This is a genomic window from Gammaproteobacteria bacterium (assembly GCA_021647245.1).
Taxonomy (GTDB): domain Bacteria; phylum Pseudomonadota; class Gammaproteobacteria; order RBG-16-57-12; family RBG-16-57-12; genus JAFLJP01.
Genome location: JAKIVC010000001.1, coordinates 107299 through 123527 on the forward strand (window position 1 = coordinate 107299; position 16229 = coordinate 123527).

The following is a 16229-nucleotide window of genomic DNA, read 5'->3' on the forward strand; positions in this document are numbered from 1 at the left end:
TCACTGGCATTGACTCCGAGGGATACTGATCAGCGTTATAAACCAAGCTGCAATGATCTCTTAAGCTTGGGGTAGGCAAAGACAGGGCCATTTTTGCAGACAAATTGGCCGCCAATCTGGCAGTGGCCACAGTGACCTATACCACAGTGCATATTGCGCTCTAGGCTGATATAGATATTTTCATCTTGTAAGCCTTTTTCTTCTAAGCGCTTAATTGCATCCTTCATCATCACTTCCGGGCCGCAACTGAGCATCGTTAACTTTTTAAAATCAAGGTGTGGTAAATCATTAATCCGCTCTGTCACTAGGCCTTCTTCTCCTTGCCAAGTATCGGTGGCTCTGTTGGCACTCAGTAGCACCGTTGCTTTATCCGAACCTTGCCATGCTTCGAACTGCTTACGAAACAAGAAGTTCTCCTCATCCCGAATGCCATGTAGTAAATATAAATGCCCTTGCCAATGTGGGTTAGATAGATAGTGATTGACCAGAGGCAGTAGCGGTGCCGCACCAATGCCACCGGTTATGATGAGCAAATCAGCGCTTTTATCCAGCGGCCAGCCCTGACCAAAGGGGCCGCGCAACGCAAGGTAGTCCCCCTGCTGAGCAAGGCTTAAGTGCTGGCTAACACGGCCTAATATGCTAATGGTGTGTTCAAAGTAGCCTTGCTCAGACGCGCCCGCTATCGAAATCGGTATCTCACCCTCATCGCAGCAAAGCATGTTGAATTGCCCAGGTTTAAAAGCATAATCACTCGCCTGCACCGTGGCTGTAAAGCCTAGCCTAAGGGTGACGGTGTTAGCCGTTTCTTGAAATCGCTCAAGCACTTTTACCGAGCGTGGCGTATAGCTATCCATCATTATCTTTAACCTCCATCACCGTTGCTATGCTGGCGGTTACATCAATACCCTGTGGGCACCAACTAATACAACGCCCACAGCCAACACAACCTGATTCACCAAATTGTTCATGCCAAGAAACAAATTTGTGGCTAAGCCATTGGCGATAGCGTTGATGTTTTTCTTTACGTATTGCGCCATGATTAAGGTAGCTGTGAGCCTCACCGTGGCAAGAATCCCACTCCCGTACTTTTTCACCCCCGACGCCATCCATTGAAGGAAATAGGGTCTCTTTATGGCAAAAACAGCTGGGACAAACTTGGGTACAGCTGCCACAACTGGTGCAAGGGTCACTCACCGCCTGCCATTGCGCCTCTTTTCCTTCGGCTAAAAATTGCGCCTTCATAGAAGAAAGTGGGGGAGTGGTGCGGGTTTGACGCTGTGCCGCAGCGGCAATTTCTTGTGCTGCTTGCTCAACGGTTTCGGCTGCTGCGATGGGTAAATTCAGCAGGCAAAGCACCTCTTCTCCAGCGGGGCTGCCTGCTTCCATAACGAGCCCGTCATCTGTTTCGCTCATGGCAAGATCGTAGGCTTTATTGGCCTTGGGGCCGCAGCCTTGGGCATGACAAAAGCACGTGTCTGCAGGGTGGGTGCAATTGACAACAACGGTAAATAAAGATTGACGACGCGCTTGGTAACGAGTGTCAATATATGGCCCTTCGAGAAAGACCTTATCCTGTATCGCCATTGCCGCCAAATCACAGGGGCGAATACCAATGAGTGCTTGGCGCTGGCTTTCAATAACAGGGTCAAATTTATAACGCCCTTCTTCATCTCGGCTGGCGTGCCATAGGGTTTCTTGCTGCTTAAACAAAAAAGGCTTTAAGGAAGATGGACTATTACTCCAAGCAAAAGCACGTTTTTTGTCTCCCTCGAGCAAGCGGTAGTGGGCGGGACCTTGCTCATCTTGCACCCCCCACGGCAGCTCAGTGGCGTGGTTTAAGGGCGCAAGCATGATGCCGCCATTTTGTACTCGTGGCCCAATACAAGCGTAGCCCTGCTTTGTCAGCACATCTATCAGGCTTTGAAAGCGCTTATGGGCAAGGAAATAATAAGACATGGTATTTTCCTAAAAAGAGAGGTAAATAAAAAAAGGGAAACCAAACATGCAAAGCATGGCCAGCCTCCCCTCAAATCTCCTTTTATTTAAGCCGCAGCAATCGCAGCCAAATCTTCTTCGGCTGTGGTAATGGGCTTAATTTGATAGGCATCAACCAATATATTCAATACGTTGGGCGTGATGAACGCGGGTAAGCTGGGCCCCAAGCGCACATTTTTTAATCCGAGGTGCAGTAGGGTTAACAGAATGACCACTGCTTTTTGCTCAAACCAAGAGATGATTAAAGAAAGCGGCAAGTCGTTAACCTCGCACTCAAAGGCATCGGCTAAGGCTAAGGCAATTTTTACGGCTGAATAAGCATCGTTGCACTGGCCAAGATCAAGCAGACGAGGGATGCCACCAATATCGCCCAGCTCTTGACGATTAAAGCGATACTTTGCACAGCCAAGGGTTAAAATAACGGTATCATTTGGCGCTTTTTCAACAAATTCAGTGTAATAGTCACGTCCTGTTTTTGCACCATCACAACCACCGACTAAATAAAAGTGTTTAATCTCGCCGGCTTTAACCGCATCAATGACTTTATCTGCCACACCGAGTACGGCATTGTGGGCAAAGCCGATAGTAATGGTCTCTTCAGCCGCATCTTCCGCAAAACCCGCTGAAGAAAGTGCCGCATTAATCAGCGCAGAGAAGTCATGGTTTTCAATATGAGCAAGCCCAGGCCAGCCAACCGGCCCTGTGGTAAAGATACGTGGTTTGTAACTCTCTTTTGGCTCAATAATACAGTTGCTCGTCATTAGGATAGGGCCGGGGAATTTAGCAAATTCTTCTTGCTGGTCCTGCCAAGCGCCGCCGTAGTTTGCCACTAGGTGGGGATACTTTTTCAGCTCGGGGTAGGCGTGCCCTGGTAACATTTCACCGTGGGTATAAATGTTGAGACCCTTGCCTTGTGTCGCTTTTAATAGCGCCTCTAAATCCATCATGTCATGGCCACTGATTAAAATGGCTTTGCCTTTTACAGGGCTAACACGTACCTGAGTTGGCTCCGGGTGACCAAAGTTAGTGGTATGACCCGTATCAAGCAGCTCCATTACTTTAAAGTTCATTTCGCCTATTTTTAAGTTTAGCGCTAGCAGCTCATCAGCAGTAGGGGACGAGTTACACAAAGCGTCCAAGCTTTCATGCAGCGTGGCGTAAACCGCTTCATCCGTTTGACCTAGCCCTTGAGCATGAGTGGCGTAGGCGGCATAGCCCTTAAGACCGTAGGTCGCCAGCTGAACCAGGCCTGCGATATCTTCATTGGTATGCGTGCGACTAAACATTTGTGCAACCTGCCCGCCTTGGCGAACAAGCTCAGCCACTGTCGCAGTAGGTCGCCATACCGCAGGGCCGGTTAAAGTCTCTGGCTGTATGCCTGCGCTGCGGCAAGCATCTTCATACTGCTGACGAATACTGTCACGCATGACCGCAGACTCTTTAAGCAGTGCAGCCAAAGCATCATCGTCAAAATTAACATTGGTAAGGGTTGTGAATAAAAAAGAAGCCACAAAGCGATCAACCTTGTCATCAACCACACCCAGCTTACGCGCCCGTGTTGCGTATTGACCAATTGCCTTTGCCGCATAAACGATTAAGTCTTGCAGATAAGCCGTTTTTTCGGTTTTACCGCAAACCCCTTCAACTGTACAGCCAGCGCCCATAGGGGTTCGAGTTGTTTGTTCACATTGATTACAAAACATTAAGCATTCTCCACTTCAATATTACTTTAAGAGACAGCAAGACAGAAAGACTCTGTTAAGCATACGTGTTATATCTAGCACCACCACAGTCAACACCCAAAAGCATGCGCTAGTGCCTTAAGTTCAGAGATATAAGCATGCCTTGGTGAGGTTTGTAAAGAAAAAATCAATCCCTAACCCTAAAATAGAGCATCACAAGCCGCCAATGCGGCCCCTGCCCTATGTGTCAACCTGACCCCATACCGTCAAGCCCCCACAGCACCCTGCATGCGGTTCCGCACGGGGCGGTTTCCGAAGGTGTTTTAAAGCAAGCTGACCGACTAGCTTCGGCTTACCCCAATACCGGCTACTGATCTTCAGATCCGAGCCTTCACCGTGCTCCAATCATTACAATGAGCGTTTGGCCAGTTGCTGACTCTTGCTTAATTATCCACAGAGCTACCCTGCTGGCGCTATCGATTGACCGTCATGGAGGGTGGAAATGCAGATATTGCAGGAGCAAACTATCAGCCCTTCAGACCACCCCTCGCGGCTTGGCCCTTGCCATTCGCTAGTGGTTATCGTCTACTAACAGCACGGTGCTCGACGGTAATCCTGCTACAGAGGACTTTCACCTTATTAGCTCGCCCATGCTGGCTAGTCCCAGAGGACAATTTAAAGCGGCACTTTTTTGCATTCGCAAAAACGCACCCCTTTAAGTTGCCGCTGAGCAAGGCGTTAGGCATCTGAAGAAGGGGCATCATGGAAATCAGTAAAGAAGTTCTTGCATTATGGGGAGCAGGATTATCTACTGCTCTAGCCCTTGTAAAGATGTGGGAGCTATGGTCAAGCCGAAGCCGAATTGAGGTTAGTTATGGATTTAGCAGTGGCCCCGATGGGAATGACATCATTATAAGAAACCTATCTGACAAACCGATGACATTAACTTATTGGGAGCTTTTATTTTGTGAGCGCAAAAGTCTGAAATGGATTCCATATCGAAACGAAAACCCAGCAGAAAACACAAGAGATATTTTCATATCAGCTCATTCAAGTAAAACCCTAAACTTTAGTGGTCAAGATTATTTTGAGTGGGGTCAAGCTTTAACTGGCAAAAGATTGTATCTAAATTTACATATTGCAGGTAAGCGTAGCGCAATAAAACATCTAGTGTATAAAGGATAAAAATGTCTAATCGGGCAGCCAAGGAAAAGGACAAGTATCACTTCAACCTTTTTCCCTGTTCATTTGGCGAAGCAACGCGCTATCACTCCTCATCTTCTCTTGAAGATTGATGACGCTAAAAACCCGATAAAAACGTACCTAAATGAACTTTCACAGTCAGTCCGCCCTAAGCGCCGCAGGCACCCAAGGCGGGTTTTGATGGAAGCAGGTGGATTACTTTATGCTACCCACCAAGCTCTCGCCTGCAATCCCGGGCAACCTGGGCATGGTCTGCTCAGGAAACTCGCCTGTCAGACTGCTTAAGAAGGCAACAATCTCATCAACTTCGCTCTCCTTCAACTCCACACCCAGCTGAGAGACCGCCATGATACGCACACTTTCATGCAGGGTTTTTACCGCACCATTATGGAAATAGGGCGCTGTAACCGCAATATTTCGTAGCGAAGGCACACGCCAGCTATTCATATCAGCGGCATCCTTTGTGACTTCGTAGCGCCCCTTATCTTCATCCAGATTATATTTAGCGATGTCGTCATTTTCAAAGAGCGGGAACTTCTGATAAAAGCCTTCGCCTAGAGTCATTTGAGGGCCCGCAAAGTTAATGCCTGAGTGACAGCTCACACAGCCTAGCTCCTCAAAGCGCTGCATGCCCTTAATTGCTTGCTCACTCATTGCCATTTTATCGCCATTCATGTGACGGTCAAAAGGGCTGTTGATTGTAATCAGGGTGCGTTCATAGGCCGCAATGGCTTTTGCCATATTATCGTAGGAGACCTCACCAAAAACCGCTTCAAACTGAATTTTGTAGCCCGGAATGCTGCTGAGGCGCTCTTCAACGGCCTGCTCAGATGGCATACCCATTTCGATTGGATTCAGCGGTGGCCCCTTCGCCTGATCTTCCAGAGTTGCTGCGCGGCCATCCCAGAACTGGACACTCAATAGAGCAGCATTCCAAACGGTGGGTGCATTACGACCACCCCGCTGGCCATTGACACCAACAGAGGTTGGACGATCATCCGCACCGCCCGCCATGACGTTATGGCAAGAGTTGCACGATACTGTGCCATCTATTGAGAGGCGTGGATCAAAATACAGCTGTTTTCCCAGCTCAACTTTCGCCATGCTCATTGGGTTATCAGCAGGCACCTGTACTACACTCGGTATCACCTCTAGGGCATGGACTGAACCGGCAGCCAGCATAGCGAGGGCAAAGATAGATTTTTTCATGAATTGTTCCTTGTGTGGTGAAAGGTAATTAAACTGGAGCTAGTCTAGAAAAATCGATAAAGTAGATCCAATGAATTAATTAACTAACTGTGATTGGAAATTTCGATTATTAACTTACCCTCCATGCGCCAACTGCAATATTTTCTTGCCGTTATTGAGTTAAAGCATTTTGGCCATGCGGCGGAGCGCTGCTTTGTCACTCAATCTACCTTAAGCTCCGGCATACAAGAGCTGGAAGCGATGCTGGGCGGGGCGCTGTTTGAACGTAATAAGCGCAAGGTGCTTATCTCACCTTTAGGCTATAAGCTGGAGCCTAAAGCGCGGCAGTTAATAGAGCAAGCCAAAGAGATCGTAGATACCGCCAAAGGCGAGATGGGCACACTGGTTGGACAGCTGAGACTTGGCATCATTCCAACCATCGGCCCTTTTTTGCTGCCTAGGGTGTTGCCTAGTATTCGTAAACACTTTTCAAAATTGAAGTTACTGCTCATCGAGGAGCAAAGTGCATCGCTGCTGGAGCGGTTAAATAGTGGTCAGATTGACTGCGCCATCATGGCCTTACCCTACAATTTGAAGGGGCTAGAGCATCAACTTATCAGCGAAGAGAACTTTTGCATTGCCTTCCCGCCAGATCACCCACTCGCGAGCAGTCACGAAGCGATGTCGTCTGATCAGTTACCCGCCGATGAGATCATGTTACTGGAGGAGGGGCACTGCCTGCGTGATCATGCACTCGCCGCCTGCCACTGGCAATCGTCACGCCAGCGTGCGGTCATCCAAGGCACGAGCCTCTACACGATGATAGAGATGGTTGCAGGGGGGCAGGGGATAACTTTTATTCCTGATATGGCGGCAGAGAGTATGTTGGTAGAGCAGAGCAGAATCCACTTGCGCCCGTTATCAGAACCAGGGCCACATCGGCAGATTGCCCTAGTGTGGCGTCCCACCTACGCACGCAAAGAGGACTTGCAAGCACTGCTCAACTGCATGCGCGATGAAGAGGCAAGCCATCGCAATGCCTAATCACCAAATAGAGATGCGAAATGGCGTGTCAGATGTTGGTTTCACAGTGAAAGTAAAAAATAGGCGTCGCACCGATAGATTCGGAATCTATTCGGCGACGCGGTAATAGGCGGTTAATCGATATGATTCACCGGCAGCTATTTCGATGCGGTCATCCGCTGCATTTGCCGTTTCGACACAGACAAAGTGCTGATAGGCCTCGTCATCCAGATCAGCCATATTGGCGCTCTTTTCTCTCCACGGATTCCACACCACTGAGGTTTTGTTACCGGTGGATTCAATTTGAACAGCCCGTGACCGCGCCGCATCATCTATCTCCAATACAGCGGGCACGCCGGTATAGATCCGGTCCACCTCGCCAGCGATCGTGATATCGCCCCGTTGCTGTTTGCGGCTAAAGTTATCGACCTTATCCAGGTAATCAACCCCATCCAGCGCGGTTATGGAGACGCGATTAATATCAGCCACACTAAAATAAGTATGTAGCGCTTGGGTAATCACCAAGGGCTTATCACCCGTATTGCGCGTCACCAAGTTCAAAGCCAATGACTGGCCCACACTGATTTCCAGGCGAAGCTCAAAAGAGTGCGGCCAAATTTCCCGCGTACCCTCCGAGTCAGAAAAGCCCAGTGTTACCTTGGTCACGCCCTCGTCAGATCCTGACGTCTCAATAACACGCCACATTCGATTGCGCGCAAAGCCGTGTGCTGCTCGGCCTCTACTTTCAGGGTCATCACCAAACCAGGGCCAACAGATCGGCACTCCACCCTTAATTGCCTTACCCTGGGCATAGTGAGCTTTATCGCTCAAGAACAGTAGGTCATCGGTTGTACCTGCCGGCTTAAAACGCAACACTTGTCCGCCATAGATTGAAATAAGCGCACAGGCGGCGCCATTATCAATGGCAATAAAAGGCAGACCACCCTCACCCTGAATAAATTCAAGCTGGCCTGAAATAGCAAAGTCCACATTTAACTGTTCAACATTCATAACCGTTGATTTGCCTCTCTATCCAACCGGGTAACACTAAGGACAGTGCAATATACCAACTCATAATTCGTTGTTTTTACCAAAGAACAATAAGCCTCTCGAAATTAAGCTGAGCCTCAAAGAAGCCCCTAACTAACACCAACCAGCAGATACAGAAGAAGGGCTAAAAAGCCCTTCTTCTGTGCAAAAACCAAAACTAAAATCAGCCTTCAGTGATTGCTTTCATACTCAAGCGAATGCGACCCTGCTTGTCAATTTCAAGCACCTTCACCTTGATGACATCACCCTCTGACAACTTGTCACTCACCTTTTCAACGCGCTCAACAGAGATCTGTGAGATATGTACCAGGCCATCCTTGCCCGGAAGGATATTTACAAAAGCACCAAAATCCATCAGTTTAGATACAGTGCCTTCGTAGATTGAGCCCACTTCAACATCGGCGGTAATCTGCTCAATACGCCTGGCTGCCTCTTTTGCCGCCAAACCATCGACAGAGGCGATCTTAACCACACCATCATCGGAAATATCGATGCTGGTACCCGTCTCTTCGGTCAGCGCACGGATCGTTGCACCACCTTTGCCAATGATGTCACGGATCTTATCCGGGTTAACTTTTATTGTCAGAATACGAGGTGCAAAGTCAGAGACATCTTTGCGGGAATCATGAATAACCTTGGCCATTTCACCTAGGATATACAGACGGCCTGCCTTGGCTTGCTCTAAAGCTGCCTCCATAATCTCCTTTGTGATGCCGTCGATTTTGATGTCCATCTGCAGCGCAGTGACACCATCATTTGTACCGGCCACTTTAAAGTCCATATCACCCAGGTGGTCCTCATCGCCGAGAATATCGCTCAATACTGCAAAGCCACTCTCCTCTTTGATCAAGCCCATAGCAATACCCGCAACAGGTGCTTTTATCGGTACACCGGCATCCATCAGCGCCAAGCTCGAGCCACACACTGAGGCCATTGAGCTGGAGCCATTTGACTCAGTTATTTCTGATACCACCCGAACAACATAGGGAAACTCGTCAAGCGTCGGCATAACTGCAGCAACACCGCGCTTTGCCAGACGACCGTGGCCAATTTCACGTCGCTTCGGACTGCCCACCATCCCCGTCTCACCCACACAGTAAGGCGGAAAGTTGTAGTGCAACATAAAGGGATCTTTACGCTCACCTTCAATCGCATCAATCACCTGTGCATCACGCTCAGTACCCAACGTCACCGCCACAATAGCTTGTGTTTCACCACGCGTAAACAGCGAAGAGCCGTGGGTACGGGGCAGCAATCCAGTACTGACTGTGATTGGGCGCACTGAGCTGCTATCGCGACCATCAATACGAGGGTTGCCTTCAATAATCCGTGTACGCACAACCGACTTTTCAAGCCTGCTCAGTGCTGCCTTAACGGCTTCTGCGCTCCAAGGAGACTCATCAGATACCAATTTAGCAACCAGCTCACAACGAACCTCATCAAGCGCTGCATAACGCGCCTGTTTGTCGCTGATTTGATACGCCTCAGTAACAGAAGCTTCTGCAGCCTCAGCAACAGCCGCCTTCAATTCGGCATCTTCTACAGGCGCTTGCCACTCCCACTTGGTGACACCCACCTCAGCAACCAGTTCATCTATTGCCTTAATTGCCGTTTGCAATTGCTCGTGTCCGTAGACTACAGCCCCCAGCATCACCTCTTCAGAGAGCTCTTTCGCTTCTGACTCGACCATCAGCACCGCGCTTTCTGTCCCAGCCACCACAAGATCAAGATCAGAACCTGCAAGTACTGTGCGGTCAGGGTTCAGCAGGTACTCGCCATCAATATAAGCAACACGCGCAGCGCCTATCACCCCGGAGAACGGACAACCCGACAGTGCAACGGCTGCCGAGGCACCGATGATTGCGGGGATGTCAGGATCAATTTCAGGGTCAAGGGAGACGACTGTGGCAACGATTTGCACTTCGTTGATAAATCCATTAGGAAATAGTGGCCGTAATGGGCGATCAATCAATCGACAGGTCAGTGTCTCTTTCTCAGTCGGCCTACCTTCACGCTTGAAAAAACCACCCGGAATCTTACCCGCAGAGTATGTACGCTCTTGATAGTTAACGGTCAGTGGAAAAAAGTCACGTCCTGCGACGGCCTCTTTTTTTGCAACGCAAGTCACCAACAAGGTGGTATCACCCATGCTGATCATTACGGCACCTGAGGCCTGGCGGGCAATTTCACCGGTTTCCAATTTGACAGTATGCTGGCCGTACTGAAAGGTTTTTACTGTTGCTGTCGTCACGTCAGGCTCCTTGAGATAAGGCCATAGATTATTGTGGGTTTACTTACGCAGACCTAAACGAGAAATCAAATCGCGGTAGCGACCCAAATCTTTGTTTTTCAGGTAGCTTAATAATTTGCGACGCTGGTTAACACAACGCAGCAGGCCCTGGCGTGAATGGTGATCGTGCTTGTGCTCTTTAAAGTGACCCGAGAGGTCTTCGATTCGTGCGGTCAGTAGTGCCACCTGAACTTCGGGTGATCCGGTATCACTTTCGCCACGCTTGTAATCGTTGACAATAGCTTGTTTATCTTGAGCAGTTAATGCCATTGGTAAAACTCCTAATAATCTCCCGTTGGTACGGGATAATAATTTAAATTAATTAAGCAGGTGATGATTATTCAGCACTGCTGACAAGCCGTTTCGGGGCGATGCGTCCATCACTCTGAACTTCACCCAACCCCAGAAAGGCTTTTTTGTGCGAATAGAGCCGTAATAAACCACAGTCGGGCCTATTCGCTACAAACACCTGTTGGCCGCGACAGATGTAAAATGAGGCATCGGCATCAAGCTCAACCTGCGGAAAGTCTTTCAGCGCAGTCTCCATCGGTAACAATTTCTCATCCAGCTGTTCCAGTCCCTGCTCAGCCAGCTGCTCAACCAGCGCAAGAGAGACCATTGGATGATCTTCGTATCCTGCCACCCATTCGCGATGAAGGGCAGTTAAATGGGCACCACAACCGAGGAACTCACCGATATCCTCAGCAAGGGTTCGTATATACGTTCCCTTGGAACTACATACCCGAATATCCAACTCATCACCTTGGTGACGCAGGATTTCCAGACGATGTATTGTTATAGGACGTGCTTTACGCTCGACCTCTTCGCCCCGCCTCGCCAGTTTGTACAGCGGCTGCCCCTTATGTTTGAGAGCCGAATACATGGGAGGTATCTGTTCAATTTCACCACTAAAACGCTCAATTACCCGCGCCATTAACCCACTACTATACACGCCTACCGGACGTTGTTGAACTACTTCTCCCTCAGCATCACCCGTTGTGGTGGTGATACCCAGTTTGCAGGTCGCAATATAGCATTTGTCAGAGTTTAGAAGATAACTTGAAAACTTGGTTGCCTCGCCAAAACAGATCGGCAGCATGCCACTTGCGAGTGGATCAAGCGCACCCGTATGCCCCGCTTTATTGGCATTATAAAGGCGCTTTACACGCTGCAATATACCGTTGGAGCTATAACCCAGTGGTTTATTCAAAAGAAGAACACCACTGACATCACGACCTCTCTTACGTCGAGCCACCCCGCAACCTACAACTTGTTATTGCTGGGTGAGTCAACCTCATCAGCCGCATCATCGACAAGGCGTTTATCACTTTTAACCGCCTGCTCTATCAAATTGGAGAGATGAGCACCGTGTTCTATGGAGCTGTCATAGCGAAAGTGCAGTTGTGGTACCGTTCGTAAACGAATAGCACGTCCCAACTCTCTTCGCAGAAAGCCCGCCGCCTTGGTCAAGCCGGTCAAGGTCTCTTTGATAGTGGCTTGATCTGCATCCATAACCGTGAAAAATATCTTGGCATGATCAAACTCACGAGTAACATCGACACCGGTAATCGTCACCATACCCACTCGCGGGTCTTTTACCTGACGAGCAATCAACTGAGCCAGCTCACGCTGAATCTGATCTGCCACACGATCCGTTCTTTTGTAGTTACGCGTTGCCATTAAAGTGTACGTTTAACCTCTATACGGTCATAGACTTCAATCTGATCACCCACTTGAACATCATTATAGTTCTTCACGCCGATGCCGCACTCGGTGCCACTCTTGACTTCGTTGACATCGTCTTTGAAACGACGCAGTGATTCAAGCTCACCCTCATAGACGACGACATTATCACGCAATACACGAATAGGACTGTTTCGCTTAACGGCACCCTCCATGACCATACAACCCGCAATCAGGCCGATCTTGGGCGCACTGAAGACATCTCGAACTTCTGCCATACCCACCACCACATCTTTAAACTCGGGTGCCAGCATACCGGTCATGGCATGACGTACTTCATCGATAGCATCATAGATCACGCTATAGTAGCGCAGCTCAATCTCTTCATTTTCTGCCAAACGTTTGGCAGATATTTCGGCACGAACATTAAAGCCGATCACCACCGCACTGGATGCCATCGCCAGATTCATATCAGATTCGGTAATACCGCCAACACCACTGGCCACGATATTAACTCTGACTTCATCCGTTGAGAGCTTGCGCAGCGCATCGGAGAGCGCCTCAGATGAGCCTTGAACATCTGCTTTGATGACCAGATTCATGGTGCTGACTTCACCTTCAGCCATGGTGTTGAACATGTTCTCCAGCTTCGCCTTCTGTTGGCGAGCCAGTTTTATTTCGCGGAACTTGCCCTGACGGAACATCGCCACTTCTCGCGCCTTACGCTCATTAGCCACGACGATGGCTTCATCGCCCGCCGAAGGAACGCCGGATAAACCCAGTATCTCAACCGGTATTGATGGCCCCGCATTAGTGATTGGCTTACCATTCTCATCAAGCATACTGCGCACCCGACCATACTCCAGGCCAGCCAGTACAATATCCCCTTTTTTCAGCGTACCGTTTTGAACCAAGATGGTGGCAACAGGCCCCCGACCTTTATCGAGACGGGATTCGATAACCACACCTCTGGCGGGCGCATCAGTAACCGCTGTGAGCTCAAGAATCTCGGTCTGCAATAGAATGCTATCGAGCAGCTCATCAATACCTTGTCCGGTTTTGGCAGAGACCTGAATAAACATATGCTCACCACCCCAATCTTCTGGGATAACCTCTTCCGCTACCAGCTCCTGCATGACACGCTTAGGATCTGCCTCATCCTTATCACATTTATTAACTGCGATAATAAGCGGCACTCCAGCCGCTTTCGCATGCTGAATCGCCTCTTTTGTTTGCGGCATCACACCATCATCTGCGGCAACCACAAGCACAACAATATCGGTTGCTTTAGCACCCCGAGCACGCATTGCAGTAAACGCCGCATGCCCTGGAGTATCGAGGAATGAGATAGTCCCTTTCGGTGTATCCACATGGTATGCACCGATGTGCTGGGTGATGCCACCCGCTTCACCCGCCGCAACTTTAGTGGTTCGAATATAATCAAGCAGTGATGTTTTACCGTGATCAACATGCCCCATAATGGTAACAACCGGTGGCCGTGAAACCCGCTCACCACTATCTTCAGCAACCAGGCCTACAATTTCGTCTTCAATCGCATCCTCATTGATCAGTTTGACCTTGTGCCCCATCTCTTCAATAACGATAGAGGCCGTCTCTTGATCAAGCACCTGATTTATAGTCACCATGGTGCCCATATTCATCATCGCCTTGATAACGTCAGCGGCCTTAACAGCCATACGTTGGGCTAACTCGGCAACCGTAATCGTCTCCGATACAGCCACTTCACGCACGATAGGTGCAGTAGGCGCTGTAAAGCCATGCTCTTGGTTATCATCAACAACCACACGGGAGCGCTTACCTTTCTTGCCACCCCGTCGACCCGACTTGCCTTTTGCAACATGCAACTCTTTGCGGCCATATTTAGTTTCACGATCGCCGCCCTTACCCCTGCGCTTGTTATTGCGTGGGTTAGTGTCATCTGCTTTTTTCTCTGATGCTGGTGCTGCCGTGGTCTTAGCTGCGTTACGCGCCTCTATCAATAGGCGCGCCTCTTCCTCAGCCTTTTTACGGGTTGACTCCTCAGCGGCAAGTCGGCGCACCTCTTCAAGGACGTGACCTTTCAGCTTATCTTTTTTACTGGCCTCTGCCGCCGCAGTAATACGCGCCTGTTCAATGACACGCTCACGCATCTCTTGCTTGAGTGTCTCTTCAGATTTTTCTGGCTCGGGTGGCTTTGCAGCAACCTCTACGACCGGCTCAACAGAATTATCTTCCGGGCTAGGTGCTTCATCTGCTGCCGTACTGCGTTTAACGTAGGTACGTTTTTTACGCACCTCAACACTGACCGTTTTTGAACGGCCACCTTGAGAGGCTGACTGACGAAGTTCACTGGTCGACTTTCGATTGAGTGTGATTTTTCTGGTCGATGAATCCGCCTCTTTTTTCACGCCTTCATCATCTTTGCGCAAAAAATCCAGCAAAAGCACCTTCTCATCATCACTAATCAATGCATCCGCTGTCGCAGCCGACAATCCAGCCGCTGACAACTGAGAAAGTAATCGTTCAACCGGAACAGCGACTGCCTCGGCAAATTGTTTGACTGTTACGCTAGACATAACACCTACCCCTTGAGCTACTTATTTATTGCTCTCTTCTGCAAACCATGGTGCGCGAGCGGCCATAATCAAGGCACCCGCTCGTGCTTCATCAACACCGTCTACATCATCAAAATCATCTATGGAGAGTTCCGCTAAATCTTCCCAGCTGTTGATACCGCGAGCGGTTAACAGCTGGTAGAGCGTTTCATCCATACCATCCAAATCAATCAACTCCACTACGCCTGGCTTATCATCCACATGCTCCTCTTTTGAAATCTCCTGGGTCAACAGGACATCTCGAGCACGATTACGCAGTTCCTCAACAATGCCTTCATCAAACTCTTCAATTTCCAGCAGTTCAGCATGAGGCACATAGGCAATCTCTTCAATACTGCTAAAACCTTCCTGATACAAAATTGCGGCTACATCTTCATCCGCATCAAGCTTGTCGACAAACAGCGCCTGCGCGGCCTTCGCCTCCATTTCACTCTGCTCAGCCGCCTGTGATTCACCCATCACATTCAGCGTCCATCCTGTCAGCTCTGTAGCCAGCCTGATATTTTGCCCATTACGGCCAATCGCTTGCGAAAGCTGCTCATCAATCACCGCTATATCCATGCTGTGTGCATCTTCGTCAACAACGATTGAACTCACTTCGGCCGGCGACATTGCGTTAATAACAAACTGTGCGGGATTTTCATCCCACAGAATGATATCAACCCGCTCACCCGCCAACTCGTTGGAGACCGACTGCACACGAGAGCCTCGCATACCCACACAAGCCCCCACCGGGTCAATTCGATCATCGTTACTGCGAACCGCTATTTTAGCGCGCACACCGGGGTCTCTGGCGGCACTGATAATGCTAATCACATCATCGCCAACCTCCGGAACTTCAAGCTTGAACAACTCGATCAAAAGATCGGGATGAGAGCGGCTCACATGCAGCAGCGGGCCACGACTCTCAGCACGCACGTCAAAGAGCAAACCTCTGATTCGATCGCCCGGACGCACCGCTTCACGAGGGATCATATTTTCCCGAGTAATGCTCGCCTCAGCATGGTTGCCCATGTCCAGTATGACACCACCTTTATCAAGGCGCTTGACCACACCGGTAATCAACTCACCCTTTCGGTGCTCATACAGCTCTACAATTTGCGCACGCTCAGCTTCTCGAACCTTCTGCACAATCACCTGCTTAGCTGTTTGTGCTGCGATACGACCGAACTCAACAGAATCCATGGGCTCTTTAATAACATCGCCAACCTGGGCATTTTCGTCATAATCGACGGCATCAACCATCGTCAGTTCGCTCTCAGGATCTTCCAGGTCAGGGTAATCCACTACGTTCCACACGCGGAAGGTCTCGTATTCACCGCTCTTACGGTCAATCACCACCTCAACACTCATATTTTCGTTATGAAGCCTTTTGGTCGCCATTGCCAGCGCGGCCTCAATTGCTTCAAATATGATTTCGCTCTCAACGCCCTTCTCATTGGAAACAGCATCAACAACCATCAAAACTTCTTTACTCATATCACTGCCTCCAACGGCCTC

13 protein-coding genes are annotated in these 16229 nt (G+C 49.4%); 2 read left to right on the forward strand and 11 right to left on the reverse strand.

Going from position 1 to position 16229, the window contains the following annotated elements; all coding sequences use genetic code 11:
* Window positions 1–35: 35 nt before the first annotated feature.
* The 3 genes from L3J94_00555 to hcp form a co-directional block, all read right to left on the reverse strand.
* Window positions 36–857 carry an FAD/NAD(P)-binding protein gene (locus tag L3J94_00555; GenBank protein ID MCF6217245.1) on the reverse strand — a complete coding sequence of 274 codons (822 nt, stop codon included), beginning with the start codon at window positions 855–857 and terminating at the stop codon, window positions 36–38.
* Window positions 847–1956 carry a 4Fe-4S dicluster domain-containing protein gene (locus tag L3J94_00560; protein ID MCF6217246.1) on the reverse strand — a complete coding sequence of 370 codons (1110 nt, stop codon included), beginning with the start codon at window positions 1954–1956 and terminating at the stop codon, window positions 847–849. Before L3J94_00560 ends, L3J94_00555 begins: the two co-directional genes overlap by 11 nt.
* Window positions 1957–2042: 86 nt before the next feature.
* Complete coding sequence (hcp, locus tag L3J94_00565) at window positions 2043–3698, reverse strand: hydroxylamine reductase (GenBank protein MCF6217247.1); 1656 nt, start codon at window positions 3696–3698, stop codon at window positions 2043–2045.
* A gap of 741 nt (window positions 3699–4439) precedes the next feature.
* On the opposite strand from hcp, the gene L3J94_00570 reads away from it, so the two are divergent.
* Window positions 4440–4862 (forward strand): hypothetical protein, encoded by a 423-nt coding sequence (locus L3J94_00570; protein ID MCF6217248.1) that lies wholly within the window; start codon window positions 4440–4442, stop codon window positions 4860–4862.
* 213 nt (window positions 4863–5075) lie between these two features.
* On the opposite strand, the gene L3J94_00575 is transcribed toward L3J94_00570, so the two are convergent.
* On the reverse strand, window positions 5076–6089 hold the full coding sequence (locus L3J94_00575; protein MCF6217249.1) for a cytochrome-c peroxidase: 1014 nt from the start codon (window positions 6087–6089) through the stop codon (window positions 5076–5078).
* A gap of 93 nt (window positions 6090–6182) precedes the next feature.
* Here L3J94_00575 and L3J94_00580 point away from each other — a divergent pair, with 93 nt between their 5' ends.
* Window positions 6183–7112, forward strand: coding sequence for a hydrogen peroxide-inducible genes activator (locus L3J94_00580; GenBank protein ID MCF6217250.1), 930 nt, complete (start codon window positions 6183–6185; stop codon window positions 7110–7112).
* An 87-nt stretch (window positions 7113–7199) separates the two neighbouring features.
* Here the strand turns inward: L3J94_00580 and L3J94_00585 are convergent, their stop codons facing one another.
* The 7 genes from L3J94_00585 to nusA form a co-directional block, all read right to left on the reverse strand.
* Window positions 7200–8102, reverse strand: coding sequence for a D-hexose-6-phosphate mutarotase (locus L3J94_00585; protein ID MCF6217251.1), 903 nt, complete (start codon window positions 8100–8102; stop codon window positions 7200–7202).
* Between the two features lie 202 nt (window positions 8103–8304).
* Window positions 8305–10392, reverse strand: a complete 2088-nt coding sequence (gene pnp, locus L3J94_00590) for a polyribonucleotide nucleotidyltransferase (protein MCF6217252.1) — start codon at window positions 10390–10392, stop codon at window positions 8305–8307.
* A gap of 39 nt (window positions 10393–10431) precedes the next feature.
* Entirely contained in the window at window positions 10432–10701 is a 270-nt protein-coding gene (gene rpsO / locus L3J94_00595; GenBank protein MCF6217253.1) for a 30S ribosomal protein S15, read from the reverse strand.
* A 67-nt stretch (window positions 10702–10768) separates the two neighbouring features.
* Window positions 10769–11686: a tRNA pseudouridine(55) synthase TruB gene (truB, locus tag L3J94_00600; protein MCF6217254.1), complete on the reverse strand. Its 918-nt coding sequence runs from the start codon at window positions 11684–11686 to the stop codon at window positions 10769–10771.
* Between the two features lie 8 nt (window positions 11687–11694).
* A complete protein-coding gene (gene rbfA, locus L3J94_00605) occupies window positions 11695–12111 on the reverse strand; it encodes a 30S ribosome-binding factor RbfA (GenBank protein ID MCF6217255.1) in 417 nt (138 codons plus the stop codon).
* On the reverse strand, window positions 12111–14690 hold the full coding sequence (gene infB / locus L3J94_00610) for a translation initiation factor IF-2 (protein MCF6217256.1): 2580 nt from the start codon (window positions 14688–14690) through the stop codon (window positions 12111–12113). The genes rbfA and infB overlap by 1 nt, the downstream gene beginning before the upstream one ends.
* A gap of 21 nt (window positions 14691–14711) precedes the next feature.
* Window positions 14712–16208 carry a transcription termination factor NusA gene (nusA, locus tag L3J94_00615; protein MCF6217257.1) on the reverse strand — a complete coding sequence of 499 codons (1497 nt, stop codon included), beginning with the start codon at window positions 16206–16208 and terminating at the stop codon, window positions 14712–14714.
* Between the last annotated feature and the right edge of the window lie 21 nt (window positions 16209–16229).